Consider the following 20207-nt stretch of genomic DNA (forward strand, 5'->3'; position numbering starts at 1 on the left):
TCATGCCGGCCGGTCGCCGCAGGACAGGCGGCGATTAACGCCGTTCACGGTTAACGGCGTCAACCGCCGCGCCTTCGGACCGGCATGCCGGTCCATGCGGCTGCGCGGCTGCGTGACTATGCGGCTACGCGGCGGCCATGCGGCCGGCTGCGGTTAACCTTCGTCCGGCCCGGCCGATCCGCCTTTCGGCGCCTGCCGCCGGCGCTCCACATACAGCTCGACGCCGTCCAGAATACGCTCCAGCCCGAACGCCAAATCGTCGCCGACCGTGCTTTCGGCTTCGCGCTCGCCGCCATAGATGCCGGACATGACGATCGGATACAGGTCGGGGAAGCGCTCCGGCGTCACCAGCTTCTTCAGCGCGGGGCTCATGGAGAGGCCCGCGAAATCCTCGGGCGTCCCTCCCGCGCGAAAGGCCGTCTCCATGTCGCGCCGGATGAGGCCGACGGAGCGGCCGTAGCTGCTCAGCAGCAGCAGCACGGACATTTTCTCGTAATCGTCCAGCTCGAGCGGGCGCAAGGTGCGAATCACCCAGTCGATCAAACGCAGGACGTTCGGCGTGACCGGCACGCTCTTCACCGGAATGTCGCCGTACCACGGATGCTTGACGAACACGTCGACGCACGCGTCCACGTAGGCGCGAAGCCCGTCTCTCCAATGCTGAGCCGGATCTTCCGGCGGGATCGGAATCTCGCTCACGGCCTCCTGCATCAGCAGCAGCAGGTCGTCCTTGCTCGTGATATAGCGGTACAGCGACATCGTCGTGTAGCCGAGCGACTGGGCGACGCGGCTCATCGAGACGGCCTGCAGCCCGTCCGCGTCGGCGATGGCGACGGCCGCGCCGACGATTTGCTTGATGCTGAGCTCGCCCTTCGGCCCCCGTTTCCCCTGCTTCACGAGGCCCCAGGCGAGGGCGACGCCGACCGGCAGCCGCCGGAGCGCTTCATCTTCCAAATCATGGCCGTCTGGCATGGGCAATATCCTCCGTTATGATGCTTTCGCGAAATTGTATACGCCATAAACAGTGTACCACAACCGCTATGTCGGAACAATTCCGCGGGGCCTTGGAACGGATGCGTAGCCAAAAACGCCGCGTCCGCCGAACGGCGGACGCGGCGTTGCGATGAACCGGCTCAGGCCCGGAGCTTCGGCGCCCGGAGGTCAGCACGCCCCCTGGCAGGCAGCTCAATACCCCGCCGCATATGCCGCGGCGGCGGCCTGAAGATAATACGCCAGCCCCGTCTGCTGCTCCTCCAGCATGCGCAGGTGGAAGGCGTCCTGCAGGAAGAACGCCGTTTGCGCCGCGAACGCCTCCGGCGTAACCGCGTGCCCGCGCGCGTTCAGAAACGCCAGGTGCCCGCCGACCAGCTCCCGCACCCGCATGTCCGCATGCATCGCGCCGCCCCGCAGCGCGTCCGCCATGCCGTTCATGAACAGCATCGCTTCCCGCGCCTGCTCGTTCATCTCCGCGGCGTCCGGCGCCGTCTCCAAAATATCCACGCCGTAATTATCCTTCAGATACGTCCGCTGCTCGTCCAGCGCCTCCCGCCATTCCGCTTCGCTCTTCAAGCCTTCGAACATCTCGCTCACCTGCATCGCCTCGCCTTTCTCCATGGATTCCAACGTCTTCGCCAACGTCCCGATGACCGCGTCCAGCCGCTTCCGGCGTTCCTGCAGCAGCCGCTTCTGGGCGCCCAGCGCCTCCCGGGGATCCTGCTCGCCGTCCATCAGCGTCCGGATCCGCTCGAGCGGAAAATCCAGCTCCTTGTAGAACAGGATCCGCTGCAGCCGCTCCAGCTCCCGCCGGCCGTAGTAGCGATAGCCCGCCTCGCTGATTTCGCCCGGGAGCAGCAGCCCGATCTTGTGGTAATGGTGCAGCGTCTTGATCGTCGCGCCGGACAGCTCCGACAGCTCCTTGACCGTATGCTTCACTTGCCTTCGCTCCTTTCAATCCGTAGTGTAAAGCCTCCTCTAAGCGGAGAGTCAATGCCCCTTCGCCGAATCGTTTCCGCGCCCGTGGCTGCTCGCCTCTCTCCCAAGTATGCAAAGCGCAGGACGCAAAAAAGCCGGGACGCCCCAGGGGCGCTCCCGGCCAGCCGGCCCGGCGGCCGCGCTTCAGCGCGCGGCGTTCAGTTCGATGATGTTGCGGTCGGGATCCGTCAGGAAGATCTGCGCGAAGCCCGTGATGCTGTTCCGGTTATGCCGGTGCTCGATGCCGTGCTCCGACAGCCAAGCAATCGTCTCGTCGAAATCGGCGACGCGGATCGCGAAGTGCCCGTCGCGCGTGTCGATGCCGCCGCCGCGCAGCGTCTCGCCCGGATGCACGATCAGATGCAGCTGCTGCCCGCCTTCCCCGATGCCGTACCACGCGCCGGGGAAATCGAATGCCGGCCGCGGGATTTCCCGGAGGCCGATAACGTCTTCGTAAAAACGTTTTGCCCGTTCCAGGTCGGTTACGATCAAGCTGACATGATGAATACCTTCGTGGCGAATCATCGCGGAGGTCCACCGCCTTTTTCGCCTATTATAGCATGGCCGGACCGCTTGCGGACGTCAGATTTTGAAGCGGCCCACCATGTCGGACAGCTCCTGCGCGATGGCGCTCAGCGACTCGGCCGCCGCGGCGATCTCCTGCGCCGACGCGAGCTGCTCTTCCGTCGTGGCCGCGACGGACTGCGTCGCGCCCGCGGCGTCGCGGGATATCGCGCTCATGTCCTGCACGGACGCGGACACCTGCTCGGAGCCGGCCGCCATCTGCTGCGCCGCCGCGGCGACCTCCTGCACCCGCTCGGACACTTGGCGCGCGGTCCCGGCGATGCCGCGGAACGCCTCCTCCGCGTCGGCGACGGCCTGGATGCCGAGCCGCACCTCGCCCTGGCTCTGCTCCATCGCGCGCGCGGCCTTCAGCGTATCCCGCTGAATCTGCTCGATGACCTCCGCGATGCCGCCGACCGACTGCGCCGACTGCTCGGACAGCTTCTTGACCTCGCCCGCCACGAAGGCGAAGCCTTTGCCGTGCTCGCCGGCGCGCGCCGCCTCGATCGAGGCGTTCAGCGACAGCAAACCCGTCTGCTTGGCGATGTCGCCGATCAGGCCGACGATCTCGCCGATGCGGCCGGAATGCGCCTCCAGCTGCCGGATGTCCGCGCCGGCGCGGCCCACCGAGCCGCCGATGGCGTTCATTCGCTCGACGGCGGCCCCGATGGAGACGTTGCCCCGCTCCGCCAGCTCGCTCGCCTCCACCGACAAATCCGATACGGTCGAGGACGATTCGGCGATGCGCTGGATGCCCGTCGCCATTTCTTCCATCGCCCGGCCCGTCTCATCGGCGCTATGCTGCTGGCGCTCCGCCCCGGCGGCCACCTCCTGCACCGCCTCGGCCACGTGCTGCGTCGCCTCCGCGTTCTGCCCGGAGCTCGCGAGCAGCTCCTCGGACGACGCGGCGACGGACGCCGCCGTCTCGTGGATCCGCCGCATCGTCGCCCGCAAATTCGCCGTCGTCTCGTTCACCGACGCGGCGAGCTGGCCGATCTCGTCCTTCGAGCGCGCCTTCAGCGCCTCGACCGTCAGGTCGCCCGCCGCGACTCGGCGAAGCGCGGACGACGCGCGTTTGAGCGGCCGCGAAATCCGGGCGTTCAAGAACGCCGCGAGCCCGACGGCGATCAGGACGGCGGCCGCCAGCACGACGATCGCTTCGATGACGCTGCTGCGGTAGATGTCGCGGCTTTCCTTCGCCGCGTCGGCCGCGCCCTTGTGGTTGAGCTGCACCAGCTTCGACATGTCCTGCTGCATGGCGGCGTAAGCCGTTTCCGTCTGCTGCAGCAGCTGGACGAGTTCGTCGCCGTTCGCTTTCGCCCCGTGAATGAGGTCGACATGCTCGCTATACGCGATCGCTTTGTCGTACAGCTCCTTGTAGGCCGCCCATTTGTCCCGCAGCGCTTCCGCGGTCGCCTTGTCTTCGGCGTTCGCGTACGTCGCGGCGTACCCGTCCAACTGCTGGTCGACCGCCATGATCGTGCTCGAGGCGTCGACCATGTAATTCATCTTTTTGCCCGGATCGACGCTCGCCAAAATCTTGTATTGAAACGTCATGACGTGCTCCGTCAAGTAATTCACGTTATTCGCGATTTCGACCCCGTTCATCCAGTTCTTCGCGATGCTGTCCGTCTTGTCCGCCATCCGCCGCTCCGACAGCAGCGAGATCGCGCCCAACGCCCCGATCAGCACGATTAACGCCATGAACGACAAAAACAATTTTTTTCCTACGCCGAATGTCATGATGCCTGGTTTCAATCGGTATCACTCCTATGGTCTCTTTTGGAAGTGATATCGACAGCTTTCGACCCATTTATGAGGCGTTTTCTGAAAAAAAGCAGGAAGAACGGCTTATTTTTTCAAGCCGTCACCATGAAGGCGCTCTCACTCGCCTGATGCCTGCTCCGCAATGAGCGCGCGGCGCGGGAAAAAGCCCCCGAAAGCCGCGATTCGCCGCGTCCCCGAGGGCTTCCGCCTGCAACCTCCGGCCTAGGAACGGGCCGGAAGCGAGAAGAGCTTCGTCCATGTCTTGCCGCCGTCGGCCGTCTTGTAAATGCCCGGCTTCTCGAAGCTCGTGACCGCCAGGTAGCCCGTCGTCGGCGTCAAGAACGAAAGCTTCGCGTCGTAGCCCGGCGCGGCGCCCGGCAGGTTGGTCCACGTCTTGCCGTCGTCGAGCGAGCGGCCGAACTGCAGCGCGTCGAGCGCCCCGCTGCCCGCGACGAGGAAGGCCGCCTGGCGTCCGACGACCGCCATGTCGGTCGGTCTGCCGGCGGGTCCGGCCAGCTTGCCGGCCGGTACGACCGGACCGGGCGCCGGGCCTCCGCCCGCCGTCGGGCGGGAAAGGATCTGCTTCCACCGCGCGCCCGCATCGGAGGTGTGGTAGACGGCGTACGACGTCTGCGACATGCCGGAAGCGCCGTACAGCAGGACCCAGACGTCCGCGCTGTCGGTGCCGTAGATCATGCCGCCGACGACCGTATCGGACTTCACGCGCAGCGAGCCGGTCCAATGCCGCCCGCCGTCGACGGTGCGCTTCACGTCATAGCCGCCGGCGGCCAGCACGAGCGCCCAGCCCTTCTGCTCCGTCATGAAATGCGCGTAACGCGTGTTCGGCGGCGTCGGCAGCTTCGTCCACGTCTTGCCGCCGTCCGCCGTCTTGTACGTGAACGCGCGCGTGAAGCCGAAGCCCGTTTGGCCGTTCATGAATGCGATGCGGTCGAACGGATGGGCTCCGGTCGGAATCCACGTATAGCTCGAACCGCCGTCCGTCGTCTTCAGCAGCGTGTTCGGCTTGCCGTACGCGACTTGGGCCAGCACGTAGCCCGTCGTATTGGTCAAGAATTGCATTTGCGCGAAGTTCAGCGTTCCGGTGTTGTAGATCGTCTGCCAATGGCAGCCGCCGTCCGACGTGCCGATCATGAATCCGTTGCCCGCCGCGCGGCCGATGGTCTTGCTCAGGAATTGGATCGACTGCAGGTACGGGTCCGACGTGTCCTTCATCGCCTTCAGCTGCAGGCCGTGCGCGTCGGTGCGGCAGGCCGGCGCCGGGGACGCCGAAGCCGCGGCCGCGGGCGCCGGGGCCGCCGCGCCGAAGCCGGTCAGCGCGCCCGCCGCCAGCACGGCGGCGAGCGCGAGGCCGGTCAATGCTTTTTTCATGGTCATCACCTCGTCCATGTATTACCCTTCTTGGGCCGATTTCTATCTACTTCCTTGACGCCGGGACGGCTCGTCAAGTTGCGGGCGCGGGGCACCGGCTGGCCCGAAATCCGCGCCGGCCCGGATATTCCGCGGGCGCCGTGACGGGCGCGGCGGGTAAACATTCGCCGAACAAACGGTCCCGATTCTTACATTCCGTTCACACTTTCGGCATCGCCCGTTAATAGAGCGCCGCTATACTGGGAGCAATTCAACGGATAAAGGAGTCTTCGCAATCATGATTTCGAACCCGGCCATCGTGTACGCCGACCGTCTGTGCGACAGCGATACGATGACGACCAAGCTGATTTACCGCATTCGCCAACACCAACTCACCCCCGCCGAGCTGGACCGGCTGCAAGCCCGCTGCAACCGCGAGCTGAGCGAGCTCCGCCGCGAGCTGGACGACCTCCTGAACGAGCTTCGCGCAAAAGCCGACCGTTTCGCCTCCGAAGAACCCTCCCTCCCGCGCAAGACCGCCGCTTAGCACGCGCCGCTCTCCGGCTTTTGGCCGGTTCGTCTCCAAAACGCTATCAACCCACGCCAACCCGCGCAAGACTGCCGCTTGACCCGAGCCGCTTCCCGGCTTACCGCCGGATTCTTCCCCGGTTGCCGGTTTGTCGCCGATTGCCTGGCTTACCCGCGCGCATCTTCCGGTATGCGCGAGACGCTGTCCGGTTTTCGCGCCGGAACCTTCCGCTGTTATCTGCTTGCCTGCAACGGTCTGGCCTACCCGCGCGCAACCTCCTTCCGACATCGGTGCCGCCATGCGCGAATTCTTCGCTTGGACAGGGCCGCGCTCCCGTTCCCGCTCTGTTACGCCCGGTCCGCGACTTCCCAGCGGCGGGCATGTTCCCCAGCAGGGGATGCAGGGTCGACGGCTCCGACGCGAGCAGCAGGCGCACCTTGACGATCCAAGACTCGAACGAGGAGAACGAAGCGAACCGATTCGCCATCTCCGGCGTGAGATACAGGAAGAGCGGGGACGGATACGCGTCCGCCAAATGGCGAAGCGCCGTTTCCATCGGCGTGTATTTCTTGCGTTTGCCCTCCAGCCCTTCGACGAACACCCGGACGCCGGCCCGAATGAGCGTCTCCTCATAGCTCCGCTTCCACTCGTGCAGCCGGTCGAGCCGCTTATGGTACGGCAGCACGGCTTCCTTCGTCATGCGCCGCACCGTGTCTTCGTGCAGCGGGTACAGCACCAGCGCGGCGAAATCGCGCTTCTTCGCCGTCTCCGCCGCCCGCGCGAGCGCATCGTCGGCCAGCTGCTGAAACGTATCGTACACGGCTAAAGTGCCTTTGCGGTTGTCCGCCGGCGGCTCGTAGCCGTACGGAACGGACCCGGCAATCGGATGCATGGTCATTTCCTCCTTTGGCATGATTTGCTATAGCAAGTATACCCTAGCGGCCCGCAAAGCATGAACGGGCTTAAAGGCACCTCGCCGCGCATGTACCGTAATCCGTATCGCTCTTGCTCCGAAAATCGCGCTAGGCGACGTATGTACCGTACTACGTACCGCTCTTTCTCAGAAATTCGCCCATAGTGACGCATGTACCGTACCGCGTACCGCTCTTGCTCCGAAATTCGCCCTTGGCGACGCACGTACCGTACCGCGTACCGTTCTTTCTCAGAAATTTTCCCATAGTGACGCATGCACCGTACCAAGTACCGCTCGCTCTTGCTCCGAAAATCGCCCTCGGCGACGCACGTACCGTACCTGACACCGTAGTTACCTTCCTTGTTCCCCATTGCGCCCCGCGATAGCCCCCGTGCTTGGGAGCCCTGGGCAGCCGCCCCCCGCCGGCGCACAACAAAAGACGAGCCTGCCGCTCAACGGCAAGCTCGTCCTTTCGCGAACCTACCGGCCGCGGGCGCCGGGGGCATCCTGCACGCCTCCGCGGCACTCCGCCGGACCGTTTCAGAAATACACGCCCTTCAACACGTACATGCCGACGCCCAGCACGACGTTCGTCCAGCCGAGGAACCGGGACAGCTTCTGCTCCGCCGGCATGTTCTTCTTCTTGTAGCCGGCGGCGTCGAAGCGGACCAATATGAAACCGGTCACGAGCAGCAAGGGCGCCGCATAACTGACGAAGCTGATGGTATAGCCGCTGATTAGCATCCGTTCCCTCCGGTTTCCGCGCGGTCAAGTCGCTTTCATGCCGACGCGTCTGACGTTGACGAAGGCGTGGATGTCGAAGGTCATTTCCTTATAGGCCTCCTGCCATTTTTCCTTCGTTTTGATATTGGCGTTCCAATAACTCGGCTTCTTCGCGCGAATGTATTCGCCGAAGCCGAATATGTCGCTGCCGGCCGTCTGCGTCTGCCGGATCAGCTGCGCGCAGAACTTCTCCGCCTTCCTCGCTTCGATGTCCTGAATCTGCCGGACGATGCCCGCGTTGTTCAGATTGAAGCTGCGGCTCATCTTCTCTTCTATGTTGACCTCCAGGACGATCTTGATCGAGAAGTGGGTCTTGCCGTCCTTGATGCTCGCCTTCCACTTCGTATTGCGGTGCGTCGTCGTGGTCATGACCATTTTCTTGGTCCCTTCGAGCATGACGTAGACGCGATAGCCGGCGGGATTGGAGCCTTTGATCGCCATGAACGAACCGATCTGAAGCGGTTTCGTCTTGCCCATCATCCGCGAGCCTTGGAAATACGCGAGACCCATGATTTCGACGTTTTGCTCCTTGCGCAGCGCCACGTACGGCAAATAGCCTTCCTCGCCTTTTTTGGACGAGTTGCTCCAAAAAATGCCGATGTAATCCCGAGGAAACTTGCCCATGTTGATGCCCTCGTCCAGCGCGGACATGAGGTAGAGCGTCGGGATACGTTCCAGCTTCGGACCCGCCTTCAGGAGCGCGAGCGCGCTGCCTTTGGAGACCATGAGCCACGCCATCCGCCGAACCTCCGAATTGCGCCGGAAGAAGTCGTTCACGTTGTCGATGCCGCCCTTGGCGTATTCCTCCGACATGATGATAACGCGCAAATGCCCGAGGAAGATCCGGCTCGACACCTGCTGCTGCAGCTTCATGAACGCGTCGTCGAGCGTAAAGCCGACCACGTTGATGACCCATACCGTCTGCTGCGGATCCGTCGTTCCGCCGCCGCCTTCCCCGGGGCCGAGCGGTATCCGGCCGGGCAGCGCGATTTGGACCGCGACCCGAATCAAGCCCATTTTCGGAGCCGGCATAGTATTGCTATGATGCGTCACCTCGTCGTTGTCGCTGTTCCCCTTGGCCTTGTCGATCGAGACGCCGAGCACGACGGCGCGGTCTTCGATCTCGAGCCGGTCCCAACAGCCCGTAAGCAGCGGAACGAGCATCGACAACGCGGCGGACAGCTTAACGAGCTTGCTCCATCGTCTGTTCATTCGGTTGATTCCCCCGCTTCCTGCGGATCAGCGCCACGATCAGCAGCAGCCCGGGATAGCCGATCGTGATCGCCAAGCCGACCGTGCCGACGAGCTCGATGACGTCATACATCTGGAAGATGTTCCGCGGAATGAGCGCCATCACGAAGACGAACGGCAGCACGAAGGTCGAGAACGGCTTATGGTCCCGCAGCCGAAACAGCTCGCTGCTCAGCCGGATCGTCAAAAAGTACGTGGACAGGAGCGTCGTGAAGACCGCCGTGACCCAGACCGCCAGAAAAGCCGCGTCCAGCCGTTCCAGCACGTTCGCGGGCAGCGTCGTCGCCTTCGCCAGCTCCAGCGTCGGCCAGAGCAAGTGCTTGATTTCCTCGGCGCCGAACACGCCGACGGCCGCGATGACGATCGACATGTACATCCCGCCGGCGATCAAGATGCCCCAGAAGCTGGCCTGCATCGCCCGGTCGGGCCGGCGCATGGCGGGAATGACGAGCGTCATGACGAACGAGCCCTGGAATAGCGCCGCCACGGTCATAATGCCCCGGAGCATGCCGCTCGGATCGTTGCCCCAGACCGGCTGCAGGTTGATCATGTCCGCGTTCTTCATGGACAGCCCCACGATGAGAAACCCCGGACCGAGGAGCAGCGGGAAATAAAAATGGTGGATGTACGCGAACGTCATGATGTCGTTGCGGCTGGAGATGGTCGCGAGCGCCAGCATGACGATGACCGTGACCTCGACCGGGGTGGTTTTCAAGACGGAGGTGACGACGACCTCCCCGAATTCCCGCGCGGCCAGCGACGTCAGGACGGCGAAGAAGAGAATGATCGCCGCGCTGCCGATCCACGCCAGCCCGCGGCCGATGATGTCCTCGCTGTACTGGACGATTGACTGATTGGGAAACCGGACGCCCAGCAGCGTGATGAGAAAGAGGCCGACGTAACCGAGCCCCGCGCCGAGCAGCGTGACGAGCGGCGCGCCGGAATCCGCCGCCCGAACGGCGAAGAGCGGCAGCGCGAGCACGCCGACGCCGATGATGGTACTGGCTAAAACCGCCGACGATTGAATCGCCGTGATACGGCGTAAATGGTCCATCGTTTAAGTCTCCTTTCCGCCGCCGGACGGTTGATTCGTCCCCGCGTTCGGCTGACCGGATGGCGCAGCTTGTTGTTGACCGGAGGCCGGGCTGCCCGGCTGGCCTTGGTCGCCTTGGCCGCCTTGCCCGTCTCCGCTTTCCTGGCCGTCTTGCTGGCCTTGGCCGTCTTGCCCGCCTCCGCCCTCCGGGCCTTTCGGTTGGCCTTGGCTGCCCTGCTCGCCTCCGCCTTCCGGGCTGCCTTGCTGGCCTTGACCGCCTTGCCCGCCTCCGCCTTCCGGGCCGCCTTGCTGGCCTTGGCCGTCTTGCCCGCCTCCGCCTTCCTGGCCGCCAGGCTGCCCTTGGCCGCCTTGCCCGCCGTTTGTTTGGCCGCTTTGGTGGGCGTTCTGCTGGCTATGCTCGTTCGTCTGTCCTTGCCGCGTGTCGCTCTGCTTGGCCATGATCGTGCTGGGGTCGAGCACGTCGTGCACCGGCTTCTTCATTTCGTCCATCGTCGCCCGGCTGACGCGGGTTTTATCCTGCGGCATCATGAAGGACGGCCGCTCCGGCATCCAGGACAGCGGCGCGCGGATGACCAAGTCCTTCATTCCCTGGAAGCTGCCCGGGACGAGCGGGCTGAGGTACGGCACGCCGAACGACTTCAGGGACAGCAAATGGTTCGCGATCAGGATGAAGCCGATCATGACCCCGTACAGCCCGAACACCCCCGCCATGATAATGAGCGGAAACCGCAGCAGGCGCAGCGCGAGCGCCGAGTTATACGCCGGCGTCGCGAAGGAGCCGATGGTCGTGAGCGCGATGATGACGACGGTGATCGGGCTCGCGAAGCCCGCGGCGACGGCCGCCTGGCCGACGACGAGGACGCCGACGATCGAGAGCGCGCCCCCGACCTGCTGCGGCAGGCGGATCGTCGCTTCGCGGAGCACCTCCATCGAGACTTCGATGATGAGCACCTCGACGACGGCGGGCCACGGAACGCCCGCGCGCCCGCCGGCGACCGCGACGGCGAACTCCGTCGGGATGAGCTCGGGGTTGAAGGAAATGATCGACACGTACAGGGACGGGAAAATGAGCGAAAACACGAGCGCGATAAACCGCGCGACGCGTATGGCGCTCATCAGCAGAAACCGTTCCGTGTAATCCTCGACCGTTTGGTAAAACTGGTTGAACACCGTCGGCACGATCAGCGCGAGCGGCGAGCCGTTCACGAAGATGGCGATCCGGCCTTCCAGCAGGTTCGCGGCGACTTTATCGGGGCGCTCCGTATACTGCACCTGCGGAAACGGCGAGTAATGGTTGTCCTCGATATACTGCTCCAAGTACCCGGAATCGAGCACCGCGTCGATATCGATCACGGACAGCCGGCGGACGACCTCCTCGAGCAGCTCCGGGTTCGTGATGCCTTCGATGAAGCAGACGGCGACGCGCGACTTGCTGCGGCGGCCGATGACCATCGAGCGGACGCGAAGCTCCGGCGTCTGCAGGCGGTACCGGACGAGCGCGATGTTCGTGTCGAGCAGTTCGATGAAGCCTTCGCGCGGGCCGCGAATGACCTGCTCGGTCGCCGGCTGGTCGATCGCGCGCTTGTCGATATTGCACGTCCGGATGAGCATCGCCTGCTCCAGGCCTTGGACGAGCAGCGCCGTATTGCCGCACAGGATGCCCTCGACCACCAAGTTCAGCTGGCCTTCGACGTTGACGTTGCTGTGGTACAGCGTGTCGTTCAGGATGAGGTCCGGCAGCTCTTTCGCTTCGATCGTCTGGTCTTCCTCGTCGGACGGCTTCTTCATGAGCGGCCTCATGAGATCGTGGTTGATCATGCTTTGGTCGTTCATGCTGGAATAATAGATCAGCGCGGCCTCGAAACGGCCGAACACCTTGAAACGCCGCACGATAAAATCGTACTCGTCCGCCATGACGTCCTCGAGCGCTTTCAGCGTGTCCTCGAGGTTTCCGTTCATGTGCTGCTCCGCCAGCCGCTCCAAAATAGGGGAGGATGTCTTCCGGTTCGGGCTTTTCGAACCATTCGAGCCTTTCGAGTCTTTCGACGTTAACCAGCTGCGCATGGACATGCAAATCCTCCCCCTTTCGCGATCGATCGGTATGCTTTCATAATTAATCCAAGGTTACTATGCGCAAAAAATCCAAAATTATGTATATGCGCAAAAATCGGCATAACAAAAGCGCCCGGGATTTCCCGGACGCCGTCTTCAGCTTCGCCGCGCGTTTCGTTTAGCTCAAGTAGCGCTCCAGCACCCGCGCCACGCCGTCGTTGTCGTTCGTGTCGGCGACCTCGGCCGCGGCCGCCTTCAATTCCGGGACGGCGTTGCCCATCGCGACGCCGTGGACGGACATCGCGAACATCTCCAGGTCGTTGTGATCGTCCCCGAACGCAAGCAGCTCGGACGCCGCGATGCGGTCGCGTTCGCACACGGCCAGGATGCCGGTCAGCTTGGAGACCGACGCGTGCATGATCTGGATCAGCTTCCCTTGATCCGTCGCGATGAAGCGCGTCTTGGGGGCGAACGCCGCCCGCAGCCGGGGCTCGGCATCGCCGAATTCCGTCAGCAGCAGCTTCGTCGCCGTCTGGCGCTTCATGTCGTTAAGCCCGCAAATCGTCGGCTTGTTCCACGGACTGAAGAACGCCGAGTCCCGCAAGGCGCGGTTCGAGAACAGCCGGTCGTTCGACTCCAGGCTGACCCGCGCATCCCCCGGCAGCCGCTCCGCGCAATAATCGAGGATCTCCGCCGCCGTCTCCCGCTCGATCGGCGTGTGCAGCAGGAGGCCTGCCGCCTCGTCCACGACGAGCGCCCCGTTGTAATAGACGAACGCCGCCCCGTCCAGCAGCTCCGGCGGCAGCAGGTTCCGCACCGAGCGGGGCGGCCGCCCCGTGGCGAAAATGATCCGCATTCCTCGGCGCTTGCAGGCCAGCAGCGCGTTCGCGTTCCGCTCCGACACCTGCCTCGCCGAATTGAGCAGCGTTCCGTCCAAGTCCAGCGCGATTCCCCGCATGGCTTCTCCCCTTTTCGTGTGTAATATGGCGGTTGCCTGTTACTGCCGATACCGGCATAACCGCTGACTGGCTGGCCTCCGGGCATTGCTTCATAATGACGCCATACCCATGAAATCATGTCGAGGAGGCGTTCTTTTTATGCATGCCGTTCAAACGATGCGCGCCATCGTCATCCCCGCGTTCGGCGAAGCCGACGTGCTGTCGCTCCGCGAGGTCCCCGTTCCCGAACCCGGCCCGCGCGAAATAGCCATCGACGTCGCCTATGCCGGCGTGAACTACGCCGAAGTGCTCTTTCGCAGCGGCGGCGTGCCGGAGCTGCCCCTGCCGTTCGTGCCCGGCATCGAGGTGTCCGGCACCGTCCGGGCGCTGGGCGCGGAGGTGACGGCGTTCGAGATCGGCCAGCCCGTCGCCGCGCTGTCGATCGTAGGGGGCGGCGGGTACGCCGAAGTCGTCACCGTGCCGGCGGAGCTCGCGTTTCCGCTCGAGCCGGACCGGATCTCCGAGGAAGCGCTTGCAATCGCGGCCGCGAGCCCGTCGAATCTCGCGACCGCCTATCTGATCCTCCGGGAGGTCGCCCGCATCCGGCCGGGCGAAACCGTGCTCGTGCATGCCGCGGCGGGCGGCGTCGGCAGCCTGATCGGGCAAATGGCCCGCCGCCTCGGCGCCGCCTGCGTCATCGGCACGGTAGGCAGCCCGGACAAAGTCGCGTATGCCCAAGACTTGGGGTACGACGCGGTCTTCCTGCGGGACGGATACGCCGAAGCCGTCATGGAGCTGACCGCGGGCGAAGGCGCCGATATCGTCGTGGACCCCGTCGGCGGCGCGCTGCGGGAGGAAGCGCTGCGGCTCCTCAAGCCGCTGGGCCGGTTGGTGGCCATGGGCAACGCCGGCGGCGCCGGCGACGTCCGGCAGTCCGTGAACGAGCTCTGGTTCGCGAGCAAAGCCGTGCTGGGGTTCAACCTGCAGCAGCTGAGCGGCTACGCGCCGCGGCTCGTCGCGGATGCCGCGACGACGGCGCTCGCCATGGCCCTGCGCGGCGAGATCCGCGTGGACGTGACCGGCGTGCTGCCGCTGCGCGAAGCGGCGGAAGCCCATCGCCGCATCGAAGCGCGCCGGACGACCGGCAAGCTGGCGCTGAAGGTGCGCTGAGCGGGGCGGCCGCAGCCGGTTCCGAGAGGCCCCGGTTCTGTGCAAGCCCCGGTTTACAAATCCCGGAGCCGCTCCTCCGTGCCCGTGCCTTCCGCGGGGACGAAGATGCAGCAGTGGATGTTCGCGTTGCCGTTGATCTGCGAGAACGTGTTGACGGCGAACGACAGCTCCCCGCGCTCCGGATGCCGCAGCCCGAACGAGCGGCCGCTCTTCTCGGCGACGTCGTGCGTGTCCCACAGCGCTTTGAAATCCGGGCTGGCCGCGAGCAGCCGTTCGATCAGCCGCTGAAATCCGGCGTCCCTCAAATTCCGATCGTACCGTCCGCGCAGCACGGCGACGGTGTACCCCGCGTACGCGTCCCAATTGACGATGGACCGCCGCAGCCGCCCGTCCATGAACGTAAGCCAGGCCATGTACCGGTCCTCCCGCGCGAAGGACGGAAAGTCGCAAATGACGCGGCGCGCCTGCTCGTTCCAGCACAACACCTCGGTGCTGTCCGTCGCGACGAAGGCCGGACCCGGCAGCTGCGCGACGAGACGCGCCAGGTCCGGCGAGACCGCTTCCGCTTCCTCCGCCCTGTCGCCCGCCGGGAGGTCCAGGCTCGCGAGATGCAGCAGGTGCTGGTGCTCGTGGTCGTCGAGCTGCAGCGCCCGCGCCACGCTGTCCATCACCTGCCGCGATGGCGCGGCGGCGCGTCCCTGTTCCAGCCAGGTGTACCACGTCGTGCTGACGTGGGCGAGCTGCGCCACTTCCTCCCGCCGCAGCCCGGGCGTTCGCCGCTTGCCGTAGCCGGCGGGCAGTCCCGCTTCCGGCGGGCTCAGCTTCTCGCGGCGCGATTTCAGGAAAGCGCCGAGCAGCTTCGCTTTTTGGTTTTCCGTGGACATGCGCCCGCCTCCCCTGCTTCGTCTGTTGTCACCATTATACCCGCGCGACCGCGGCGCGGCCACTGCGCTCCGCAGCGTGCGCCGGCGTCGGCACGGCGGCCGATTGGAAACCTCGAGATCCCGCATCCAGGCCCCGACTCTTCTCCGGCTTTGCGGCACGATCCAGCGGACACAGGATCCGCTATTTCGGCGAAAAGCGGAAATTCGCAAGCTGAGCGGACACAGGATCCGCTATCCGCGCGATTCGCAGCCGATCGGGCTCCGCGGAGTGCCGATAAGCGCATCCGTGGCCGCGAAACGCAAAAAACCGTCATCGCGCAAATAACGGCTGTCATGGCCGCCAAATCCCCGCGAACGCTGCGCGGCGTCGGACCGGGTTATGCCGAACGCAGCCGGCAAGGCGCTCACCGCGACCGCGACGTGGCGGAAGCGGTGCGGCGGCGTGGCGGGGGTGGTGTAACGGAGGCGGCGTGGCGAAGACGGCGTAACGGAGGCGGCGTGACGGAGGCGGCGGAGCGCAGCGCTGAGCGGCCGACCCTCACCGAGCCACGTACCGCACTCACGCGGGCATGCACGCCGGGATTCGGCCCCGCTGCCCTGCTGCGCCCCCCGGCCCCGCCGCCAGGTGCCGCCCCCCACGCCGGCCCGCGCGCCGTGGCTCGGCACCGCCCCAACCCAAAAAAACCAGCCCCGCCATGGACGGGACTGGTTTCGGGCAATACGGCGCCTTACTTCGCGCCGAGCGCGCGCAGGCCGAGCGCCAGCGAGCCGCTGAGGCCGGCGTTGTCGCCAAGGCCCGGCGGCACGATGTACGCGTCGATGTCGTCGAGCACGGCTTTCGCGTTGACGTAGCCGTTCAGGTTCTTGCGCACTTCCGCGCGGATGAGCGGGAACAGCTGCAGCTGGTGCATGACCCCGCCGCCCAGAATCACCCGCTTCGGCGACATCAGCAGCACCGCGTTCGCGACCGCTTGGCCGATGTAGAACGCTTCGATGCCCCACGCCGGGTGATCGACGCCGAGCTCGCTGCCTCTCGCCTTCCAGCGGCCTTCCAGCGCCGGACCGGCCGCCATGCCCTCCAGGCAGTCGCCGTGGTACGGGCAGAAGCCTTCGTACGCGTCTTCCGGATGGCGGCGCGTCAGCACGTGGCCGCCCTCGGGGTGAACCAAGCCGTGCACGAGCTTGCCTTCCGCGTACACGCCGACCCCGACGCCGGTGCCGATCGTGTAGTAGAGGCAGCTGTCGAGTCCGGCCGCCGCGCCCCAGGTCGCTTCCCCGAGCGCCGCCGCGTTCACGTCCGTATCCCAGCCGAACGGCACGTCGAACGCCTTCTTCAGCTCGGGCAGGAACGGATAGTTGCCCCAGCCCGGCTTCGGCGTCGTCGTGACGTAGCCGTACGTCGGGCTCGCCGGATCGATGTCGATCGGGCCGAACGACCCGATGCCGATCGCGTCGACGCCTTTATCTTCAAAATAATTCACGACGTTGGCCAGCGTCGCTTCCGGACGCTCCGTCGGGAAGCTCACCCGCTCCAAAATCGTGCCGTCTTCGATACCGATGCCGCAGACGAACTTCGTGCCTCCGGCTTCAATGGCTCCAATGCGCATGCCTCACTCGTCCTCCTCAGATTCTCTCTCTCAGCCATGGCCAGACGACGCTCAGCGTCAACCGCAGATTCGTCAGCCCCAGCTCGTTGATGAACGGTTCCCGTTCGCGAAAATAGTCCGCGTGCTTCCCGATGATCGGCACCTCGCGGCGCTCGCCCGGGGCGTGCTTGTCCCGCCGCCAGCCGCCGAACGTGCCCAGCCGGCTGACGCCGTCGGCCCGCCTGCCCGCCGCCGCGCCTTCCGCCCCGCCGGCGTACGCGAACAGCGTCGACGCCCGCATGGCGGCCGGGATGCGGCAGCGGGGCGAGCCGATCATGACGACCGGGCTCGGCGGCCCGCCGAGCAGGTCGTGCAGCATCCACGCGGCGTGGACCGCCGCGACGCCGCCGCCGCTATGGCCGATCAGCGCGATGCGGCCGGCCTTGCCCGGCTCGGGCCGCCAGCCGGCGCCGATCGCGTCCACGGCTCTTCGGCCGCCGATGGAGCGCCCGATGATCCGCCCGGGGGCGAGCCGCATGTCCCGGCCGATCTCCCACAGCTGGGGCACGGCGCGGCGGCTCCAATCGCCGTACGGGAAGAGCAGCTGCGACGTCCGCACGGTGAACCCTTCACGCTCCAGTATAGCATGCAACGCGCCGCGAAAGCTCTCCATGAATTGCGGCGCGGTCGCCAGCCCCGCGAGCAGGTACAGCGACACCGCCTCCTCGTCTCCGCGCGCGCTCATGCTAGTCCGCTTTCTGCCCGCGGGCTTGGGCGAACTTCATCGCGGCGACGATCCGTTCCATGTCGCTCGGATGGTCGTCGCGGAACCAACGCACGAGCAGCGGCGGATTAACGTCGCTCAACGTGATGACGCCCGTCTTCTGCTGCATGGACACGGAGCCCTCCGCGCTGTTCAGCAGCCGCATCGCGTAGGCGTCCGCGGACGATTCCGCGTTGCGGGACACGGCGTTGCTCGCCGGCAGCGAAACGAACGACAGCACCGCCATGATGAGCAGCAGGAGCGGCAGCGCCGTCACGTCGGACCGGCCGCGGATGCCCCACGCTTCGCCCCAGCGGCGGAGGCTCCAGACGTAGATCCCCCCGCCGATGCAAATGACGGCGAGCGAGGAGCCGACCGCGCCGGCCGCGCTCCATTCCAGATGGTGCATGACGTAATGCCCCATCTCGTGCGCCATGATGAGCAGGATTTCCGGCTCCGTCAGCTGCTTCAGCGTCGTATCCCACAGCACGATGCGCAGCGAAGGCCCGATGCCCGTGACGTAGGCGTTGATCGCGTTCGTTTTCTTGGACATGTCCGCTTCGTAGACGTGGTCCGCCGGGATGTCCGCTTTGGCCGCGAGGTCGAGGATCTTGCGCTCCAGCTGCGGGTCGGACAGCGCCGTGAACTTGTTGTACAGCGGGTCGATGACGACCGGCTCGACGTACATCATGAACACGGTGAACGGCACCGAGATCAGCCACAGCTTCAGCCACCAGCGGCCCCGCCGCGAGAGGATCCAGAACGCGACCGCCGACACCGCGAGCATCGTCAAGTAGCCGATTCCGAACGCCACGAGCTTGTCCCGGATCCAGCCGGGCACCGGCTGCGTCGTGATGCCGTAGCTCTTGGACAAGGCGTAGCTGAAGATCTGCAGGGGCAGGTACAGCACGAACGACACGGCGTCCACGAGCAGCACGAACAGCGGGAAGCGGAGGATCAGCGGCAGGCCGCCCAGCGCGTAGCGCCACGATTTGGCCCAGCCCGCGGAGAGCATCAGCAGGTAGATCAGCCACTCCCACGGCACGCTGGTGAAGAAAATCCAGTTGCGGATCGGGTTCAAGGTCTCGCTGTCCTTCAGCTGCCGGGGCGTGAAGTACGTCGCGGGGTCCGCCGGCGTGCCTTTGTACGCGGCGGGCACGTTATTGGGCGAGGTATACCAGACATAGGCGGCCGCGGCTATCGCGTAGACCAACAGCAGCAGCAGCCATCTTTTCTTAAAGCGCGTGCGCGCCGGCATGCCACCATCTCCCGTTTCTTCCAGTGTAACGACACGCCTATCATAGCATGTTTCCCCGCGAAAACAGAATGCGAGCGCCCGCGGGACGCGTGCCCCGGAGCGCTCGGTTAAGGCAGGCTATGGCGTGCGTTAATGAACGGCGCGAGCCGTTCGCGGCGTGAACGATTCAGGCGCTAAATGACCTCGCGGCCGTCGTTGTCCGCCAGCTCGGGGAACGCGGCATGCGGCTCCGACTGATACCAGAACGTCGTCGACGCGATGTCGCTTTGCTGCGGCAGGTAGCGCCCGCCGGAGCGCCAGCCGAGGTCCTGGATCGTCACGCGCAGCCCGTTCTCGAAGCGGATCGGATCCTGCACGTGCCAGCGGTACATGCCGAAGCGCTGCTGGCTCCGGTACAGCCCGTCCGGCTTGATGACCTGGTGCATGCCGAGGAACGGCGTGGAGTAGGTGCCGTACTCGCCCCGCGGATGCTCCCAGTTCCAAGCGCCGCCGAAATAATCCTCCGTGCCGGTGCCGCAGATCGTCGGGAATTCCTTGTCGTCGTCGAGGAAGAACTTGATCTCGCCCTCGCCCCACCAGCCGGTGTTGTTGACCTGCCACGCGAGGTAGCAGCCGACGTAATGCCCTTTGCCCGAGACGCCGTCCACGAGCGTGTGCACGTCCTTGTACGCCACGGGATTGCTGCGGCGCCACTGCGCGTGGAAGTACGCCATGTCGTCCGGCACGTCCGTCAGCGTGTAGTCGATCTGGTAGTAGAGCACGCCTTTTTCGGTGCCGGTATTCTCCATCGTGATGCGGGCCGACCGGCGGAACGGCATCTGCCAGTAGCAGTTCATGCCGCCCGCCGGGTTGACGGCCACCGGGAAGGAATTGACGTTGCAGCGCTCCTGCCAGCCGTTGCAGAAGAAGTCGCCGACCGGCGCTTCGACGGAAGGCGTCTCCTCGCCGTCCCAGTACATGCGCAGGATGAAGTTGCGCCACAGGTTCGGCCCGCACGTCAGCCAAATATGCTGAATGGCGCCCGGCCCCGCGATCTCGCCCATCGTGAACGTCTGGCCCGCCTCGATCTCCACCGACGGCGACACTTTCCAGCCGAGCCCGAGGTCGCGCGCGCAGTTCGCGCCCGTGCCTTCGGCGGCCATGCCGCCCTTGCCCGCCTCGCCCGTGAAGTTCTCCGCGCTGATCGACCTGCTTTTCGCGTCCGACAGTCTCGCCAGGTTGCCCAAGCCCATATCCAAGCCGTTAAAACCAACCATCGTTTCCTCTCCCTTTGCGAACGGATGAAACCGCTTTATTGGTTCAATCTGGAACCTATGCTATCCCGTCGGCCACGGCCTGTCAAGCTTCGCCGGCGCT

The 20207-nt window shown here is 65.2% G+C and carries 17 protein-coding genes and 1 pseudogene; 2 read left to right on the forward strand and 16 right to left on the reverse strand.

Annotated elements, in window-relative coordinates; genetic code table 11:
• Positions 1 to 153: 153 nt before the first annotated feature.
• The 5 genes from BMZ79_RS10605 to BMZ79_RS10625 form a co-directional block, all read right to left on the reverse strand.
• Positions 154 to 972: a TetR/AcrR family transcriptional regulator gene (locus BMZ79_RS10605; RefSeq protein WP_090639541.1), complete on the reverse strand. Its 819-nt coding sequence runs from the start codon at positions 970 to 972 to the stop codon at positions 154 to 156.
• A gap of 213 nt (positions 973 to 1185) precedes the next feature.
• On the reverse strand, positions 1186 to 1932 hold the full coding sequence (locus BMZ79_RS10610; protein ID WP_090639543.1) for a MerR family transcriptional regulator: 747 nt from the start codon (positions 1930 to 1932) through the stop codon (positions 1186 to 1188).
• Between the two features lie 183 nt (positions 1933 to 2115).
• The gene (locus BMZ79_RS10615) at positions 2116 to 2496 is read right to left on the reverse strand and encodes a VOC family protein (RefSeq protein WP_090639545.1); all 381 of its coding nucleotides are present in this window, start codon (positions 2494 to 2496) and stop codon (positions 2116 to 2118) included.
• A 57-nt stretch (positions 2497 to 2553) separates the two neighbouring features.
• On the reverse strand, positions 2554 to 4278 hold the full coding sequence (locus tag BMZ79_RS10620) for a methyl-accepting chemotaxis protein (protein ID WP_256252687.1): 1725 nt from the start codon (positions 4276 to 4278) through the stop codon (positions 2554 to 2556).
• Between the two features lie 246 nt (positions 4279 to 4524).
• Complete coding sequence (locus BMZ79_RS10625) at positions 4525 to 5691, reverse strand: WD40/YVTN/BNR-like repeat-containing protein (RefSeq protein WP_177222092.1); 1167 nt, start codon at positions 5689 to 5691, stop codon at positions 4525 to 4527.
• 277 nt (positions 5692 to 5968) lie between these two features.
• On the opposite strand from BMZ79_RS10625, the gene BMZ79_RS10630 reads away from it, so the two are divergent.
• Positions 5969 to 6217 carry a hypothetical protein gene (locus BMZ79_RS10630; protein WP_090639552.1) on the forward strand — a complete coding sequence of 83 codons (249 nt, stop codon included), beginning with the start codon at positions 5969 to 5971 and terminating at the stop codon, positions 6215 to 6217.
• A gap of 100 nt (positions 6218 to 6317) precedes the next feature.
• Here the strand turns inward: BMZ79_RS10630 and BMZ79_RS10635 are convergent, their stop codons facing one another.
• The 6 genes and pseudogenes from BMZ79_RS10635 to BMZ79_RS10660 all read right to left on the reverse strand — a co-directional run bounded on the left by BMZ79_RS10635 (position 6318) and on the right by BMZ79_RS10660 (position 13210).
• A complete protein-coding gene (locus tag BMZ79_RS10635; RefSeq protein ID WP_371263664.1) occupies positions 6318 to 7091 on the reverse strand; it encodes a hypothetical protein in 774 nt (257 codons plus the stop codon).
• A gap of 561 nt (positions 7092 to 7652) precedes the next feature.
• Positions 7653 to 7856 carry a CLC_0170 family protein gene (locus BMZ79_RS10640; RefSeq protein WP_090639554.1) on the reverse strand — a complete coding sequence of 68 codons (204 nt, stop codon included), beginning with the start codon at positions 7854 to 7856 and terminating at the stop codon, positions 7653 to 7655.
• Between the two features lie 24 nt (positions 7857 to 7880).
• Complete coding sequence (locus BMZ79_RS10645; RefSeq protein WP_090639556.1) at positions 7881 to 9107, reverse strand: Ger(x)C family spore germination protein; 1227 nt, start codon at positions 9105 to 9107, stop codon at positions 7881 to 7883.
• Positions 9079 to 10200 (reverse strand): GerAB/ArcD/ProY family transporter, encoded by a 1122-nt coding sequence (locus tag BMZ79_RS10650; RefSeq protein ID WP_090639557.1) that lies wholly within the window; start codon positions 10198 to 10200, stop codon positions 9079 to 9081. Before BMZ79_RS10650 ends, BMZ79_RS10645 begins: the two co-directional genes overlap by 29 nt.
• 447 nt (positions 10201 to 10647) lie before the next feature.
• A pseudogene (locus BMZ79_RS10655) lies at positions 10648 to 12270 on the reverse strand (spore germination protein); the annotation flags it as partial.
• Between the two features lie 160 nt (positions 12271 to 12430).
• Positions 12431 to 13210: an HAD family hydrolase gene (locus BMZ79_RS10660; protein WP_090639561.1), complete on the reverse strand. Its 780-nt coding sequence runs from the start codon at positions 13208 to 13210 to the stop codon at positions 12431 to 12433.
• Between the two features lie 139 nt (positions 13211 to 13349).
• Here BMZ79_RS10660 and BMZ79_RS10665 point away from each other — a divergent pair, with 139 nt between their 5' ends.
• Positions 13350 to 14360 carry a quinone oxidoreductase family protein gene (locus tag BMZ79_RS10665; protein ID WP_256252647.1) on the forward strand — a complete coding sequence of 337 codons (1011 nt, stop codon included), beginning with the start codon at positions 13350 to 13352 and terminating at the stop codon, positions 14358 to 14360.
• 53 nt (positions 14361 to 14413) lie between these two features.
• On the opposite strand, the gene BMZ79_RS10670 is transcribed toward BMZ79_RS10665, so the two are convergent.
• From BMZ79_RS10670 to BMZ79_RS10690, 5 genes are all read right to left on the reverse strand, one after another.
• On the reverse strand, positions 14414 to 15244 hold the full coding sequence (locus tag BMZ79_RS10670) for a helix-turn-helix transcriptional regulator (RefSeq protein WP_177222094.1): 831 nt from the start codon (positions 15242 to 15244) through the stop codon (positions 14414 to 14416).
• Between the two features lie 728 nt (positions 15245 to 15972).
• Positions 15973 to 16851 (reverse strand): ROK family protein, encoded by an 879-nt coding sequence (locus tag BMZ79_RS10675; protein WP_090639564.1) that lies wholly within the window; start codon positions 16849 to 16851, stop codon positions 15973 to 15975.
• 16 nt (positions 16852 to 16867) lie between these two features.
• Complete coding sequence (locus tag BMZ79_RS10680) at positions 16868 to 17575, reverse strand: hypothetical protein (RefSeq protein ID WP_090639566.1); 708 nt, start codon at positions 17573 to 17575, stop codon at positions 16868 to 16870.
• A gap of 1 nt (position 17576) precedes the next feature.
• Positions 17577 to 18851, reverse strand: a complete 1275-nt coding sequence (locus tag BMZ79_RS10685) for a M48 family metallopeptidase (RefSeq protein WP_090639568.1) — start codon at positions 18849 to 18851, stop codon at positions 17577 to 17579.
• Positions 18852 to 19024: 173 nt separating this feature from the next.
• On the reverse strand, positions 19025 to 20107 hold the full coding sequence (locus BMZ79_RS10690) for a glycoside hydrolase family 172 protein (protein ID WP_090639570.1): 1083 nt from the start codon (positions 20105 to 20107) through the stop codon (positions 19025 to 19027).
• Positions 20108 to 20207 lie beyond the last annotated feature (100 nt).

This window comes from Paenibacillus sp. UNC496MF (assembly GCF_900113915.1).
In the GTDB taxonomy this organism is placed as follows: Bacteria; Bacillota; Bacilli; order Paenibacillales; family Paenibacillaceae; genus Paenibacillus_Z; species Paenibacillus_Z artemisiicola.

Excerpts from the sequence above, each read along its gene's own strand:
- BMZ79_RS10640 (WP_090639554.1), bottom strand. The coding sequence starts at position 7,856 with ATGCTAATCAGCGGCTATACCATCAGCTTCGTCAGTTATGCGGCGCCC.
- BMZ79_RS10650 (WP_090639557.1), bottom strand. The coding sequence starts at position 10,200 with ATGGACCATTTACGCCGTATCACGGCGATTCAATCGTCGGCGGTTTTA.
- BMZ79_RS10620 (WP_256252687.1), bottom strand. The coding sequence starts at position 4,278 with ATGACATTCGGCGTAGGAAAAAAATTGTTTTTGTCGTTCATGGCGTTA.
- BMZ79_RS10645 (WP_090639556.1), bottom strand. The coding sequence starts at position 9,107 with ATGAACAGACGATGGAGCAAGCTCGTTAAGCTGTCCGCCGCGTTGTCG.
- BMZ79_RS10660 (WP_090639561.1), bottom strand. The coding sequence starts at position 13,210 with ATGCGGGGAATCGCGCTGGACTTGGACGGAACGCTGCTCAATTCGGCG.
- BMZ79_RS10625 (WP_177222092.1), bottom strand. The coding sequence starts at position 5,691 with ATGAAAAAAGCATTGACCGGCCTCGCGCTCGCCGCCGTGCTGGCGGCG.
- BMZ79_RS10615 (WP_090639545.1), bottom strand. The coding sequence starts at position 2,496 with ATGATTCGCCACGAAGGTATTCATCATGTCAGCTTGATCGTAACCGAC.
- BMZ79_RS10630 (WP_090639552.1), top strand. The coding sequence starts at position 5,969 with ATGATTTCGAACCCGGCCATCGTGTACGCCGACCGTCTGTGCGACAGC.
- BMZ79_RS10665 (WP_256252647.1), top strand. The coding sequence starts at position 13,350 with ATGCATGCCGTTCAAACGATGCGCGCCATCGTCATCCCCGCGTTCGGC.
- BMZ79_RS10685 (WP_090639568.1), bottom strand. The coding sequence starts at position 18,851 with ATGCCGGCGCGCACGCGCTTTAAGAAAAGATGGCTGCTGCTGCTGTTG.
- BMZ79_RS10605 (WP_090639541.1), bottom strand. The coding sequence starts at position 972 with ATGCCAGACGGCCATGATTTGGAAGATGAAGCGCTCCGGCGGCTGCCG.
- BMZ79_RS10635 (WP_371263664.1), bottom strand. The coding sequence starts at position 7,091 with ATGCATCCGATTGCCGGGTCCGTTCCGTACGGCTACGAGCCGCCGGCG.
- BMZ79_RS10675 (WP_090639564.1), bottom strand. The coding sequence starts at position 16,851 with ATGCGCATTGGAGCCATTGAAGCCGGAGGCACGAAGTTCGTCTGCGGC.
- BMZ79_RS10690 (WP_090639570.1), bottom strand. The coding sequence starts at position 20,107 with ATGGTTGGTTTTAACGGCTTGGATATGGGCTTGGGCAACCTGGCGAGA.
- BMZ79_RS10670 (WP_177222094.1), bottom strand. The coding sequence starts at position 15,244 with ATGTCCACGGAAAACCAAAAAGCGAAGCTGCTCGGCGCTTTCCTGAAA.
- BMZ79_RS10680 (WP_090639566.1), bottom strand. The coding sequence starts at position 17,575 with ATGAGCGCGCGCGGAGACGAGGAGGCGGTGTCGCTGTACCTGCTCGCG.